Raw genomic sequence first — 14,129 nt, 5'->3', positions numbered from 1 at the left:
TTGATCAGAAGTAGCCCCGCTTTTGCGGCAAGCCAGAGGAGCCTGATGACCAGCGACTCGTCCGATTTCACCTTGTTGCCCGATCTCGCCGTCCGCACCCTCGGTGGCGCGGTGGTCTGGGCCAATGACGAATCCTTCGCGGAGAAGGAGAATCTCATCCGCCCGGAGGAGTCCACCTACTCCCCCGCCACCTTCGGCCACAAGGGCCAGGTGTACGACGGCTGGGAAACCCGCCGCCGCCGTGGCGAACTCGGTGACGCCCCCGCCGCCGACGACTGCGATACCGCCATCGTGCGCTTGGGCGTGCCCGGCGTGATCCGCGGCGTGGTCGTGGACACCGCCTGGTTCAAGGGCAACTATCCGCCGGAGGTCTCGGTGGAAGCGATTGCGGTGCAGGGCTATCCGTCGCCGCGGGAACTGGCCGAGCTGGCGGGCTGGACCACCATTGTCGAGCGCGCCAAGGTATCCGGCGACTCGCGCAACTCGTTCCCGGTGGATTCCGCCGAGCGCTGGACCCATGTGCGCCTGCGCATGTTCCCGGACGGCGGCATTGCCCGCCTGCGCGTGCACGGCATTGCCAAACCCGAACTGCGATGGCTGAACTCGGGATCGTTCGATCTGGCCGCCATCGAGAACGGCGGGCTGGTCGCGGACTGCTCCAACCGCTTCTTCTCGCATCCGCAGAACATCCTCATGCCCGGCCGCGCCCGCGTCATGGGCGACGGCTGGGAGACCGCGCGCCGCCGCGACCGCGACAACGACTGGGTCACCGTGCGCCTCGCCGAAGAGGGCGTGCTGACCATGGCCGAGATCGACACCTCCTACTTCCTGTTCAACAGCCCGGGCGCGGCCGCGCTCACCGGCATCCGCGCCGACGGCAGCGAGGTGGAACTGCTGGCGCGCACCGCGATTCAGCCCGATACCCGCCACCGCTTCGCCCTCGCCTCCGACGAGCCGGTGGTCGAGGTGCGCCTGGACGCCTTCCCCGACGGCGGCCTGGCGCGGCTGCGCCTTTTCGGCACTCTCACCGACGCCGCCGTGGCCCGCCTCGAGGCCGAGCAGAAAGACCAACTGGCATGAGCGATTTCGATTTGAACTACCCCCGGGACATGGTCGGCTACGGCCCCAACCCGCCGCATCCGCAGTGGCCCGGTGCGGCCAATATCGCGGTGCAGTTCGTCCTCAACTACGAGGAGGGCGGCGAGAACAATGTGCTCGACGGCGACGAGGGCTCGGAGACCTTCCTGTCCGATATCGTTCCGGCGGCGGCCTTCCCGGAACGGCACATGAGCATGGAATCCCTCTACGAGTACGGCTCCCGCGCCGGCTTGTGGCGGGTGCTGCGGCTGTTCGAACAGCGCGATATCCCGCTCACCATCTTCGCCGTCGCCCGGGCGCTGGAACGCAATCCGGAAGCGGTGGCGGCCTTCAAACGCCTCGGCCACGAGATCGCCTGCCACGGCCTGCGCTGGATCTCCTACCAGTCCGTGGATCCGGCCACCGAACGCGCCCACATGGACGAGGCGGTCGCCATCATCACCAAGCTGTTCGGCGAACCCCCGCGCGGCTGGTACACCGGCCGGGACTCCCCGCAGACCCGCGAATTGGTCGTCGAGCACGGCGGTTTCGCCTACGACTCGGACTCCTACGCCGACGATCTGCCGTACTGGGTCAAGGTGGGCGAGCACGACCAACTGGTGGTGCCCTACACCCTGGAAGCCAATGACATGCGGTTCTCCTCCCCCGCCGGATTCGCCAATGGCGACGAGTTCTTCGCGCACCTGCGCGACGCCTTCGACGTGCTCTACGCCGAGGGCGCGGCGGGCGCCCCGAAGATGCTCTCCATCGGCCTGCACTGCCGCCTGGTCGGTCGCCCGAGCCGGGCCAAGTCGCTGGAGCGCTTCCTCGACTACGTCCAGTCCCACGACAAGGTCTGGCTGGCACGCCGCATCGACATCGCCGACCACTGGCGCACGGTGCACCCGCCCCAGGCATAGGCTCGACAACGAACGCGGCCCGGAATCAAGAGATTCCGGGCCGCTGCCGTCGGGAGTTCAACCACCTGGTCAAGGGTTCACCCCAGCTCTGTCATTCCGGCGCGCTTGTGGCCGGAATCCACCGTGCTGGTGTTGATCCCGGCCACAAGCATGCCGGGATGACGGGGGCGGGACCGAGACGGCCGGGACCGAGACGAGCAGGACCCGAGACGACGGGCGGGATCGAGGAGCGAACTCCGTCCAGCGGTTCAGGATCGGGTGGCGCGTTCGGCGCGTTCCAGTTCGACGGCGCGGCGCATCATGTCGCGGGCGCGGGTGCGGTCGCCGGCGTAGTCGTAGGCGCGGGCGGCGCGGTAGTTGGTTCGCCAATTGTCCGGGTCTGCTTCGAATTCGGCCTTGACCTTCTCGAACAGCTGGTCGGCGGCGGCTTTTTCGATTCGGCCGGACGGGCGGCGGGGCAGATCGGAGGTGTCGAGCTCGCGTCCCTCCTCGTGCATCCGCCGCGCCAGGCGCTGATGATCCCAGGCCGCGCGCAGGGTGCTGGCCAGCGCCCAGACGCCGACGAAGGGGAGGATCAGCACCCCGATTCCGACAGCCTTGAAGACGAGGGTGTCGTAGGCCGGATCCGAGGTGGTGAGCAGGAAGATCGCACGCTGGCCCAGACCTGCGAAGTAGACCAACAGGGCGACGACCAGGAATGCGATGAACGCGATGAGCTTGATGACCTCGCGGCGCACGTCGCCGGATCCGGCGGCACTCACAGGTCGAGCAGCGGGTCGATGCCCACGGTCAGCCCGGGGCGCAGCGGGGTCTTGCGCACGCCGAGCAGGACGCCGGGCACGAACGAGGTGCGGTCCATGGAGTCGTGGCGGATGGTCAGGGTCTCGCCCTGGGTGCCGAAGAGCACTTCCTGGTGGGCGACCAGACCGGCCAGGCGGACCGAGTGCACGCGCACGCCGTCCACATCCGCGCCGCGCGCGCCCTCGAGCTCGGTGCTGGTGGCGTCGGGGCTGCGGCCCACCCCGGCCTTCTCCCGCGCGGCGGCGATGAGGCCGGCGGTGCGGTAGGCGGTGCCGGAGGGGGCGTCGGCCTTGTTGGGGTGGTGCAGCTCGATGACCTCGACGGATTCGAACCAGCGGGCCGCCTGCTCGGCGAAGCGCATGGACAGCACCGCGCCGATGGCGAAGTTCGGCGCGATCAGCACGCCGGTCTCCGGGTTCCGCGCCAGCCAGCCGCGCACCTGATCGAGGCGTTCGGCGTCGAAGCCGGTGGTGCCGACCACGGCGTGAATACCATTCTCCACCAGCCACTTCAGGTTCGGCATGACCACATCGGGATGGGTGAAGTCGACGACCACCTCGGTGCCGGTCTCGGTGAACAGCTCGAGCGAGTCGTCCTTGTCGACCTGGGCCACCAGCTCCAGATCGGCGGCCGCCTCGACGCCCGCGCAGATGGCCTGGCCGACCTTGCCGCGCGCCCCGAGCACACCTACCTTGATCCGGTTCGTGGTCACCTGGTCTCCTCACATACGTCCGTCTCGGCACCCGTCAGGGCTACGGACAGAGCCTATCGGGTCGGAGAATCCGCCGATCGAGCCCCGCTACCTCGATAGCCATCCCGCGCCGATCCGGGCACCGTCGCCGAGAGGTGTTCGCGCCCCGCGACCCCGCGCGGCGGGCACGTTCCGGGTGCGGCCGAACTGCTGCGGCGCGGTGACCCGATCGGGCCCGGGTGGTCGGTCAGGCGGGTGCCGTGGCCGGGGTGCGCAACAGTTCGATGAGGGCCGTGATGCTCTGCTGACCGTAGCCCGCGTCCATGGCGCGTTGCAGCAGGTCGTTCATCGGGCGATGCCAGGACAGGTCGACGCCCGCGTCGGCGCCATTGGCCATCTCATTCGCCAGGCCCTCGTAGAAGAGGCCGACCGAGGAGCCCAGGCGGGTGTAGTCGGCGTTGTCGATCTCTTCGGCCAGGACCGGGAGGATCGACTCGATCATCTGCAACCACTTCACCGAATACGGGACCATGTCGGCGGCCTTGATCCCGCGCGCGGTGATCATGGCCGCGCCTTCGAAGAAGCCGAGCAGGGCGGGCAGCAGGGTGGCGCCGACAGCCGATTCGTAGAGGGCGGCGAGATCGGGTTCGGGGCCCAGATGCACGGTGTGGCCGCCGAGTGCACGCAGGACTGGTTCGTACTCGTCGAATACGGTGCGATCACCGCCGAAGTAGAGCAGGGTCCCGGATTTGCCAACGGCCGCAGGCACATCCTTGATCGCACCACCGAGGAAACGGGCTCCCCGGGCCTCGGCCCAGTCGGCCATGGCGCGCGCACCGGCCGGATTCCCGCTGTTCAGGGTGATGAGGGTGCGGCCCTCCAGCACGTCCGAGGCCGGGCCGAGCGCTTGCAGTGTGGCGGCGAAGGTGGTCAGCACCGAGACCACCAGCGGGCTCGCCGCCACCGCTCGCTCGATGTCCTCGGCCTGCGTCGCACCGGCCGCCACCAGTGGGGCCGCCTTCTCCGGGGTGCGGTTCCACACGGTGGTGGGGTGACCGGCGGCCAGGAAAGCTTCGGCCAGGGCACGTCCCATCGAGCCGAGTCCGAGGACGGTGACCGGGGTGCGTTCGATATCGCTCACAAGTGCTCCGTTTCAAGGCGATTCGGTGGGGCGATCGGCGGCGGAATCTGCTCGCCGTCTCGCCTGTCACTGTCGATCCACCGCTCGCGAGCGGCAAGTACGCACCTTTCTGGGAAATACCAACGTCGAGGTAAGCAATCAGCTGACACGGTCGCGCGAGCGCCGCGCGGTGAGCGAGGTCACAGGCGGGTGCGGTAGCGGGAACTGTTCAGGTGCCGGTCAACTGGGCGTCGAAATCGGGCGGTAGGCATCGTTGGTGAGAATTCGCCGTAGTACCCGCAGCGCGCTCGTCGCCGTCGCCGTGTGCGCCTCCGCCGTGACCGCCGCCTGCTCGTCCTCCGATTCCGGGGCCGGGTTCATCGCGACCAAGGATCAGCCGCTGGTCGTCTCGCTGGACGACCTGGTGGCGAAGGCCGGCGGGAGCGCGGTGGTGGCGATCGCCGATCCGCAGCACGGCACGGTGAGCCGCGGCACCGACGGGTCACTGGTGTACACGCCCGCGGCCGGGTACACGGGCGCGGACAGCATCACCGTCACCACCACCGATGCGGTGCGGTTGTTCGCCACCGATGTCGCGCCGCTGGGGCAGTTCGGCGGAGTCACGGTGCAGGGCAGTGCGTTCGGGTCGGCGTTCGTGCCGGTGCCGGGCTCTGCCGCCGAGTTCTACGGGCTCACCGATCGCGGGCCGAATGTGGACGGCAAGGCCAAGAACGAGAAGCTCGCCCCGATCGCGGATTTCACCCCGCAGATCGCGAAGATCGAGCTCACCGGCACCAAGGCGGTGGTGAAATCCACCCTCGCGCTGAAGAATCCGGCCGGGCAGCCGTTCAACGGCCTGGTCGACACCTCGGCACTGACCGGCGAGACCGTGCGCGGCCTCGACGGCAGGGAGCTCGCGCCCACCGATCACGGCATCGACAGCGAGGGCCTGGTCGCACTCGCCGACGGCACCTTCTGGGTCTCCGACGAATACGGCCCGTTCCTGGTGCATTTCGATGCCGAGGGCACCGAACTCGAGCGGCTGACCCCCGGCCGCGGACTGCCCGCCGAGCTCGCCCTGCGCACCCCCAATCAGGGCATGGAGGGTCTCACCGTCACCCCCGACGGCAGCACCCTGGTCGGCATCATGCAGAGCGGTCTCAAGACCCCCGGCCTGGAGTCGGCGCGCGAGGTGCCGATGACCCGCATCGTCACCGTGGATCTGAAGACCAAGGCGGTCAAGGAATTCGCCTACCCCCTGGAGAACCCGAAGAGCAAGCTCGGCGCTTCGGAGATCACCGCGCTGAGCAATACGACCTTCGTCGTCGACGAGCGGGACGGTAACAAGGCGCCCAAGGCCGACAAGAAGCTGTGGACCATCGATATCTCCGGCGCCACCGATATCGGCCCCGAGGCGAAAGTCCCCGGCGCTCACTACGATCCGAAGAACGGCTTGCAGGTCGGCGGCAAGCCGCTGGAAACCTACGTCGGCACGGTCTCCACCGCCGACGGCGTCGCGGCCCTCCAGAAGGCCGGAATCACCCCGGTGGCGAAGAAATCCAACCTCGACTTCGCCGGTCTGCTCGCGAGCCTGAACGCCGACGGCAAGTTCTTCGGCCACGACAAGATCGAAGGCGTCGCCACCACCGACGGCGGCAAGACCCTCTACATCGCCAACGACAGCGACTTCGGCCTCGAGGACAGCACCGGCGACCAGCCCCCATACGGCCTGAAGGCCAAGACCCTCCCCAACGGCGTCCAGGACACCGGCGAAATCCTCCTGGTGGACACGACGAAACTTCCCGCCAAGACCGAGACCACCACCCTCAGCATCGACGTCCGCTGATCTGAAACAACGCCGACCGGGCACTGGTGGCGGTGGCTACTCGCCAAATGCCGCCACCAGTTCCCGGTGATCGTCCGTCCAGCTTGCGGGGGGGACGGCTGATCAATCGAAGACGACGACCTGGCGGAGGGCGTGGCCCGCCGCCAGGTGGTCCATGCCCTCGTTGATGTCGTCCAAGCGGATCCGCGACGAGATGAGGCGTTCGACCGGCAATTTGCCCGCCCGCCAGAGCCGCACGAATTCCGGAATATCGCGGGAGGGCACGGCCGAGCCCAGGTAGCTGCCGATAATGGTGCGGCCCTGGGCCACCAGGCCCAGCGGTGAAATGCTGGCGCGGGCATCCGGCGCGGGCAGGCCGACGGTGACGGTGGCGCCGCCGGGAGCCGTTGCGGCGACGGCGGTTTCGAAGGCGCGCACATTGCCCGCGGCCTCGATCACCACCTCGGCCTGGATGCCCTGATCGGCGACATCGCTGGGCATGTAGGCCGCGGTGGCCCCCAGTTCCATGGCGATCTTCAGCTTTTCGGGCACGGTGTCGACGGCGATCACCTCGCGGCCGGTGCCCTCGCGCAGGGCGGCGGCCACCAGTACGGCGGCCATGCCGACGCCGCCGAGGCCGACCACCATGATGCGGTCGGCGGGGCGCGGTTTGGCCGAATTGATCAGGGCGCCACCGCCGGTCAGCACCGCGCAGCCGAGCACCGCGGCGACGTCGGCGGGCACGTCGTCGTCCACGGGGACCACCGAATGCCGGTCCACCACCGCGTGCGTGGCGAAGCCCGAGACGCCCAGGTGGTGATGGACCTCCGCGCCGTCGCGCAGCAGCCGCCGTCCGCCGCTGAGCATTTCGCCCGCGTTATTGGCCAGGCTGCCGGCCAGGCACGGGGTGCGGCCCTCGGTGGCGCAGCCGGAGCATTCACCGCAGCGCGGCAGGAAGGTCATGACCACCCGCTGGCCGACCTCGATATCGCTGTCGCCCGCGCCGACGGCTTCGACCCGGCCGGCGGCCTCGTGGCCGAGCAGCATGGGCACCGGGCGGACCCGATTGCCGTCCACCACGGACAGATCCGAGTGGCACAGCCCGGCCGCCTCGATGCGCACCAGCAGTTCACCGGGCATGGGTTCGCCCAGGTCGAGTTCGTCCACCACGATCGGCTTGGACTCGGCGTAGGGCGCCGGGGCGCCGATTCGTTCCAGGACAGCTCCACGAATCCTCATATGCCCGACGCTACCGCATACACCTTCCCAGACAGTCGGATATCTGATTCGATGAGTACCGGACAGGAGCACGTATGCACAGCACATCCGCCACCATCGGAAACCGAGCCTTCAACCGCGCCATCACCCGATTCTTCAGCGGCGTCGCCCGGGCCTACGACACCGCGCCGCTGCAACAGGTGGTCTATCGCCCGCCGCAGCACGAGGTGGTCGCCGAACTGCGCGCCGCCGGATCCCGCCGGATCGCCGATATCGGCTGCGGCACCGGCATTCTCACCTCCCGCATCGAACGCGAACTGAGTCCGGAGATCATCTACGGCGTGGACGCCTCCCCCGGCATGCTGGCCCAGGCCCGCAACCGGTCGGCGACCGTCCAGTGGCGGCATGCCGCCGCCGAGCACTTGCCCATCGGCGACGGCGAACTCGACGCGGTGGTGACCACCACCGCCTTCCACTTCTTCGATCACCCGGTCGCCCTGCGCGAATTCCACCGCGTGCTGGCGCCCGGCGGGCTGGTGGCCATTGCCACCATGCGGCCGTCCGCCTCCGCCGCCGCGGTGCAGCGCGTCACCAGCAGTCCGCTGTTCCCCGCCCACGCGCCCTCCGCACGAGCCACCCGGAAGCTCTTGCGGGACAGCGGTTTCGAGGTCACCGATCAGCGCGCGGTCCGCCGCTTCCCGCTGCCGCCCTGGCTGGTCCCGGACATGATCACCATCGGCCGCCGCGCCTAGCTATTCGCCCGGGTCGTCGCTGCCGCGGAAGCAGACCGTCAGCTCCCGCTTGTTCCAGACGACCCAGACCGCGCCCTGGCCGTCGCGGGGGCAGCGCGCGCCGTCGGTGGTGTTCTCCAGCACGGCGGTGACCTGTACGACGTGGCGGCCGGGGGTGGCGCAATCCACTTTGAACGGCTCGGCCATTTGCGTTGTGTCGTAACAGAAGTCGACGCGCCAGTCGAAGGCCAGGCAGAGGTGGTAGAGAAGGTTGCCGGACTTGTCGTGGCGGCTGGTCTCCAGTTTGTAGAGGGTGCCCGAGCAGGCTTGCGGGCCGGTTTGCAGCACACGGTAATTCGCATCGAGGGAATTGCAGTCGGCCGGGGCCGGATCGCCGGGTTCCCAGGTGGGTGTGCCGGAGGCGTCGGTGGTCCGGTCCATCGGGACCTCGACGCAGTCGCCGGGGACCAGCAGCGACATCGGGTCGGGGGCGGCGGGTTTCGCGGAGGTCGTGGTGGTCGGCAGGCCCGCCTGCACCAGGCCCGGGGAGGTCGGACCCGCGGAGCCGGCGATGGTGTCACCGGCCATCAACTGCACGGCGGGCACCACGGTGGCGGCGACTCCGGCCCAGCCCGGCAGAGCGAGCGCGACGGCCAGAATGGCCAGTCCCCGGCTCGCCGGAGCCGCCCGGCCACCCGAATCACGGCGCGCGCGTCGCTCTTTCGCGATGGCCGCGAAGCCGGCCGCCGCCGCCAGGACGAGCAGCGCCATACCGGCTGCCGGCCACCACACGTCGCGAGACCCCACCACAATCCCCTGCCACTTCCGATCCCACCTTCGACGCTAGCGCAGCCCCCGAGAGGCGGGCAATGCGGCACCTCGCGGACGATCTCCGCGCAGGATGGAGGTATGCGCATCGCCCCGCTCCGCCTCGTGGCCGCCGTCCTGCTGCTCGGGGGCGCGGTGGCGTCCTGCGGGACCGAACCGTCCGCGCCCACCGCCACCAGTACCGCACCCAGCCTGCCCGGCGGGCGGCCGGATCTGAACGCCGGTGAGGAGGTGGCGCAGGGCCTCGAGGTGCCGTGGGGATTGGCGTTCCTGCCCGATGGCAGCGCCCTGGTCGCCGAGCGCGACAGCGGGACGATCCTGCGGGTGCGGGCGGGTGCGGAACCCGAGCGGGTCTATCAGGTGCCCGAGGTCGACGCCCAGAGCGAGGGCGGGCTGCTCGGGCTGGCCGTTTCGCCGCGCTACGGCGACGACCGGTACGTGTACGCGTATTTCACCTCCCCCACCGACAATCGCATCGTGCGGTTCCGGCTCGACGGCGCACCGGAGGTGATCTTCGACGGCATCGCCAAGGCCGGCATTCACGATGGCGGGCGGATCGCCTTCGGGCCGGACGGGATGCTGTACGTCGGCACCGGGGACGCCGGGCAGACCGCCCGCTCGCAGGATCCCGGCGGCCCCAATGGCAAGATCCTGCGCCTGACCGCGGACGGCGAACCCGCGCCGGGCAATCCGGTCGCGGGCTCGCCGGTCTACAGCCTGGGCCATCGCAATGTGCAAGGGCTGGCATGGGATCGGGCGGGGCGATTGTTCGCCGCCGAGTTCGGCCGCAATGCCTTCGACGAGATCAACCTCATCGAGCCGGGCCGCAATTACGGCTGGCCCGAGGTGGAGGGCGCCGGCGACACCCGCGGCGGCCGGTACGTCAATCCCCTGGTCACCTGGACGACCTCGGAAGCCTCCCCCTCCGGCATCGCCATCGCGGGCGACACCCTGTACGCGGCGGCCCTGCGCGGGGAACGACTGTGGACCGTCCCGCTGAACGACGGCGTCACCGGTGAGCCGGAAGCCTTGTTCGAGGAGCGCTACGGCCGCCTGCGCACGGTCGAGATCGCGCCCGACGGCGCGCTGTGGCTGACCACCTCCAATACCGACGGCCGCGGCGATGCCCGCGCCGGAGACGACCGCATCATCCGATTCCCGGCCCGCTGACCGTGTTCAGGAGGCCGGGGCGGGCGCGGTTTCGGCCGGGGTGGGCGGCCACTGCTCGGGGCGGATGTTCGCCGGTTTGGTGACCGGGGTGCCGTCCCAGTCGAAATGCACGCCGACCCAGGCCTTCGGGCGCTCGAAGGTGATCTCGCGGGCGTCGTAGGCGGCGCGGCGGAAGGAGATGTCGCCGAAGAAGTCGCCGCCGGTGAAGACCACCGAGCGGCCGCCGAAGACGGCGTCGGCGAAGGAGACCTTGCTGTGGTATTCGGAGCGGGCGAAGCTGATCTCGCGGGTGCGGGTGGTGCGGAAGCGGGCATTGGCGCCCAGGTGCGCGCATTCGAAGGAGCTGGCTTCGGCGTAGAAACGGCAGGCGGCGAAAGTCACGGCGGCGCCGGTGAATTCGGCGCCGGTGAAGGCGACGCGGTCGCCGTCGAAGATGGCCTTCTCGAAGGAGGTCAGCTCGGCGGTGAATCCGGCGTTGACGAAGCTGCTGCGCGTCCCGGCGAACTTGGCGCGGGTGAAGGCGGTGCGGGCGCCGGCGAAGACGGCCCCGTCGAAGGTGACCGGGCCGCTGAAGGTGGTGTCGACGAATGTGGTTCCGGCGCTGTCGCGTTCGGACCGGTCCACGCGGGAGTGGGCGAAGGCGACGCCCTCGAAGGAGGTGGCGGCGCCGCGGAATATGGCGCCGCGGAAGGTGACCCGCTTGCCGAGGAAGCGGGCCTTCTCGAAGGTGGTGGCGCGGGGGCCGACGAACATGGCGTTGGCGAAGCGGGTATTGCGGCCGGCGAAGACGGCGTAGCGGAAATCGGCGTCTTCGAAGATGGCGTCGGAGAAGTCGAAATCGCAGGCGGACCAGGACACTTCGGCGCTCGCGCGCAGGCGTCCGGCAATGACCCGCACAATGGTGTCGCGGACCTGGCGGTCGTTCTGCCGGTAGTGGTAGACGCGTTCGACCGCGGTGCCGGAGTCCTCGATGCGCTGGGATTTGGAGACCAGGTGGCTGTTGCCCTCATCGGGGGCGTAGGGCAGGCGCAGATAGCCGCACAGCACGTCGATGCACTGCTGGCGGCGGCCCGGCGCGGAGAACTCGTCCGCCACACCGGCCATGGCGTACACCCCGGCCATGCGCACCGCCACATCGGCGTCGCCCAATTGCCGCGCCGCCGCGCCGAACAGTTCGGCGAAGCGGCCGCGCTCCAGATCCCGCTGCCGCCGGTACGCCACCACCAGCGCCACCGCCGCGCCGAGGCCGGCCGCGACGGTGAGCGCGATCTTGGTGAGGTCCAACTGATTCGGCTTCACGTCCTCGACGCCCAGCAGCTGCCGCAGCAGCCAATAGGTCAGCGCCGCGACCGCCAGACCGCCGACGACCGCGGCCAGCACCGAGACCATCAGTGCCGACCGGTGCATCCTCCGGTTCAGCCCGCCGCCGAACCACCCCCACCGCCGCATAGCGGAAGGATAGCGACACCGCTGCCGCGGTGCATCGGATGGCGGGATTTCCGGCGTCCGCCAAAGGATTTCGCGGTCCGCCGGATCCCGGGCACGGCGCCGGTGGTCAGTCGAGGACGGCCGGTTCGCGCTTGCGCAGGCCGATTCCGGCCGCCGCCAGGCAGGCCAGCGCGACCACGACCACGAACCACGGGAACACGGTGCTCAGCCCCCAGGTGGTCGCGGCCCAGCCCGCCACCACGGTGGGCAGGGCCATGGCCGAGTAGGCCAGCAGATAGTAGGCCGACATGGTCTCGCCCCGCTTGTGCTGCGGCACAACGTTGGACAGGTGGCGCAGCGAGCCGCCGAAGCCGAGACCGAAGGTGGCGCCGAGGGCGAATCCGGCGGCCAGGACCAGCACCCAGTTGCCGGTGTGCAGGGCAGGAATGGTCAGGACCAGTGCGATGGCCATGCCGATATCGCCGGTGATGGCGGCGCGCCGGGCGGGGATGCCGGTGGCGAACGCCTGGGCCAGCGCACCGGCCAGGGCCGTGGAAGCCACCACCGCGCCGCCGAACACCAGATTGTGGATGCCGGTCTCGGCCGAGGCCAGCGAGGGGTACAGCGACAGCAGCACGCCCAGCACCGACCAGGCCGCCATCACGCCCAGTGCCGAGAACCAGAAGTCACCGCGAATCTCCTGCGGTACAGCGGGCTTGGCGATCCGGATGCGGCCCGACACCCGCGCGGTGTGCGGTTCGCGCAGCGCCAGCACGCCGGCCGCGATGATCAGGCACACGATGGTGATGGCCACATAGGGCGTGCGCATGGGATGCGGCGCGTACTGCGCCAGCAGCGCCGAGCCCAGAATCGCCACCGCCATGCCGACATTGAACGCCACGCCCGACAGCTGCCCGGAGCGCGCGCCGTGCATGGGCCGCAGATCCAGCAGCGCCGCCGCGCCCGCCACCACCGTCGCGCCCACGGCCGCGCCGTGCAACGCCCGCGCCAGCAGCAGCATGGCCACATTGTCGGCCAGCAGGAACACCACCAGTCCCGCGATCATGATGCCGAATGCGCCCAGCAGCACGGGCTTTCGGCCGACCACGTCGGAGATCTTCCCCGAGACCAGCACCGCGCCGAGCGCGGCGATCGCGTACACCGCGAAGACGAAGGTGGTGGTGAGCGGCGAGAAATGCCACGCCTGCTGGTACAGCCCGTAGAGCGGGGCGGGTGCGCCCGAAACGCCGAGCGCCACGCCGCTCGCGGCGAGCACGAGTGCATACGCCCAGGTCTGATTGCCCTGTTCGGTCCGCACCGCAACCGTCGCTGCCGACATCGGCCCCTCCAATCAGGTAAGTTTGATGAATATCGAACTTGACCCTACGCCAGGTTCGATGATCATCAAACCATTAGCGGAGTGAAGTAGATCATGCCCGAGACCGAATATCCGTTGCCCGCCGTGGTGTCCGAGGTGGCGCCGCTGCCGACGGTGCTCGCCGCCCTGCAGGACCCGGTCCGTCTGGAAATGGTGCGCCGGCTGGGCAATGCGGGCACCTCGCTGCGCTGCACCGCCCTGTACGACGGGGTCAGCAAGTCCACGGCCGCGCACCATTTCAAGATCCTGCGCGAAGCCGGTCTCACCGAGAGACTCGTCATCGACGGCAACGCCCACCAGCTGCTGCGCGCCGATGCGGTCGAGGCCGCCCTGCCCGGCCTGCTGCCCGCGATCCTCGCCGCCGCCAACCAGAAATCCGAATGACTCCCCACCCGGCCCGCGCTACGTTCGCCTGATGCGCATCCGCCCGGCCACCGCCGCCGACCTCCCGATCCTGCAGGACATCGAGATCGCCGCCGGCGCACCCTTCCGCACGGTGGGCATGCCCGACATCGCCGAAGACGACCCGCTTCCGATCGAATCCCTCGACGCCTACCGCCGCATGGGCCGCGCCTGGGTCGCCGTCGGCACCGACGACGCTCCCCTCGCCTATCTCATCGACGAGGACGTCGACGGCACCGCCCACATAGCCCAGGTCTCCGTCCATCGCAAGGCCGCCCACCAGGGCATAGGCCGCCGCCTGCTAGACCACGCCGCCGCCCGCGCCCGCGCCGCCGGCCTGCGCGCCTTGACTCTGACCACGTTCACCGAAGTCCCGTGGAACGCCCCGTATTACGAGCGCCTCGGCTTCCACCGCATCCCCGACGAGACCCTCACCCCCGGCCTCCGCAAGATCCGCGCCCACGAAGCCGAGATCGGCCTCGACCGCTGGCCCCGCACCGCCATGCGCCGAAACCTCTAGCCGCGCACCGCCACAGCGGG

The 14,129-nt window shown here is 69.7% G+C and carries 14 protein-coding genes; 7 read left to right on the top strand and 7 right to left on the bottom strand.

Annotated features, from left to right (window positions below; genetic code table 11):
• Positions 1-45 precede the first annotated feature (45 nt).
• Together alc and puuE are read left to right on the top strand one after the other, a co-directional pair.
• Positions 46-1,080, top strand: coding sequence for an allantoicase (gene alc / locus ACYQ5L_RS12600; protein ID WP_459957533.1), 1,035 nt, complete (start codon positions 46-48; stop codon positions 1,078-1,080).
• Positions 1,077-1,997: an allantoinase PuuE gene (gene puuE / locus ACYQ5L_RS12595; RefSeq protein WP_459957532.1), complete on the top strand. Its 921-nt coding sequence runs from the start codon at positions 1,077-1,079 to the stop codon at positions 1,995-1,997. The genes alc and puuE overlap by 4 nt, the downstream gene beginning before the upstream one ends.
• Positions 1,998-2,245: 248 nt before the next feature.
• On the opposite strand, the gene ACYQ5L_RS12590 is transcribed toward puuE, so the two are convergent.
• The 3 genes from ACYQ5L_RS12590 to ACYQ5L_RS12580 all read right to left on the bottom strand — a co-directional run bounded on the left by ACYQ5L_RS12590 (position 2,246) and on the right by ACYQ5L_RS12580 (position 4,630).
• Positions 2,246-2,758 (bottom strand): hypothetical protein, encoded by a 513-nt coding sequence (locus ACYQ5L_RS12590; RefSeq protein ID WP_459957531.1) that lies wholly within the window; start codon positions 2,756-2,758, stop codon positions 2,246-2,248.
• Positions 2,755-3,495, bottom strand: a complete 741-nt coding sequence (gene dapB, locus ACYQ5L_RS12585) for a 4-hydroxy-tetrahydrodipicolinate reductase (protein WP_459963413.1) — start codon at positions 3,493-3,495, stop codon at positions 2,755-2,757. The genes ACYQ5L_RS12590 and dapB overlap by 4 nt, the downstream gene beginning before the upstream one ends.
• A gap of 241 nt (positions 3,496-3,736) precedes the next feature.
• Positions 3,737-4,630 (bottom strand): NAD(P)-dependent oxidoreductase, encoded by an 894-nt coding sequence (locus ACYQ5L_RS12580; RefSeq protein WP_459957530.1) that lies wholly within the window; start codon positions 4,628-4,630, stop codon positions 3,737-3,739.
• Positions 4,631-4,886: 256 nt separating this feature from the next.
• On the opposite strand from ACYQ5L_RS12580, the gene ACYQ5L_RS12575 reads away from it, so the two are divergent.
• Positions 4,887-6,455, top strand: a complete 1,569-nt coding sequence (locus ACYQ5L_RS12575) for an esterase-like activity of phytase family protein (RefSeq protein ID WP_459957529.1) — start codon at positions 4,887-4,889, stop codon at positions 6,453-6,455.
• Between the two features lie 102 nt (positions 6,456-6,557).
• Here ACYQ5L_RS12575 and ACYQ5L_RS12570 read toward each other — a convergent pair whose 3' ends face one another.
• Complete coding sequence (locus ACYQ5L_RS12570) at positions 6,558-7,673, bottom strand: alcohol dehydrogenase catalytic domain-containing protein (RefSeq protein ID WP_459957528.1); 1,116 nt, start codon at positions 7,671-7,673, stop codon at positions 6,558-6,560.
• Between the two features lie 74 nt (positions 7,674-7,747).
• On the opposite strand from ACYQ5L_RS12570, the gene ACYQ5L_RS12565 reads away from it, so the two are divergent.
• Entirely contained in the window at positions 7,748-8,404 is a 657-nt protein-coding gene (locus tag ACYQ5L_RS12565; RefSeq protein ID WP_459957527.1) for a class I SAM-dependent methyltransferase, read from the top strand.
• On the opposite strand, the gene ACYQ5L_RS12560 is transcribed toward ACYQ5L_RS12565, so the two are convergent.
• On the bottom strand, positions 8,405-9,190 hold the full coding sequence (locus ACYQ5L_RS12560) for a hypothetical protein (RefSeq protein ID WP_459957526.1): 786 nt from the start codon (positions 9,188-9,190) through the stop codon (positions 8,405-8,407).
• 102 nt (positions 9,191-9,292) lie between these two features.
• On the opposite strand from ACYQ5L_RS12560, the gene ACYQ5L_RS12555 reads away from it, so the two are divergent.
• Positions 9,293-10,381, top strand: coding sequence for a PQQ-dependent sugar dehydrogenase (locus tag ACYQ5L_RS12555; protein WP_459957525.1), 1,089 nt, complete (start codon positions 9,293-9,295; stop codon positions 10,379-10,381).
• A gap of 6 nt (positions 10,382-10,387) precedes the next feature.
• Here the strand turns inward: ACYQ5L_RS12555 and ACYQ5L_RS12550 are convergent, their stop codons facing one another.
• Positions 10,388-11,830, bottom strand: coding sequence for a pentapeptide repeat-containing protein (locus ACYQ5L_RS12550; protein ID WP_459957524.1), 1,443 nt, complete (start codon positions 11,828-11,830; stop codon positions 10,388-10,390).
• 106 nt (positions 11,831-11,936) lie between these two features.
• Positions 11,937-13,148, bottom strand: a complete 1,212-nt coding sequence (locus ACYQ5L_RS12545; RefSeq protein WP_459957523.1) for an MFS transporter — start codon at positions 13,146-13,148, stop codon at positions 11,937-11,939.
• Between the two features lie 93 nt (positions 13,149-13,241).
• Between ACYQ5L_RS12545 and ACYQ5L_RS12540 the strand changes: the two genes are divergently transcribed.
• Entirely contained in the window at positions 13,242-13,571 is a 330-nt protein-coding gene (locus tag ACYQ5L_RS12540) for an ArsR/SmtB family transcription factor (protein WP_459957522.1), read from the top strand.
• A 31-nt stretch (positions 13,572-13,602) separates the two neighbouring features.
• Positions 13,603-14,109 (top strand): GNAT family N-acetyltransferase, encoded by a 507-nt coding sequence (locus ACYQ5L_RS12535; protein WP_459957521.1) that lies wholly within the window; start codon positions 13,603-13,605, stop codon positions 14,107-14,109.
• The last annotated feature ends 20 nt before the right edge of the window (positions 14,110-14,129 follow it).

It is taken from the genome of Nocardia sp. IFM 10818, from assembly GCF_054655275.1.
The sequence above is the reverse complement of the archived record's forward strand: the minus strand, read 5'-3'. Positions and strand labels throughout refer to the sequence as shown.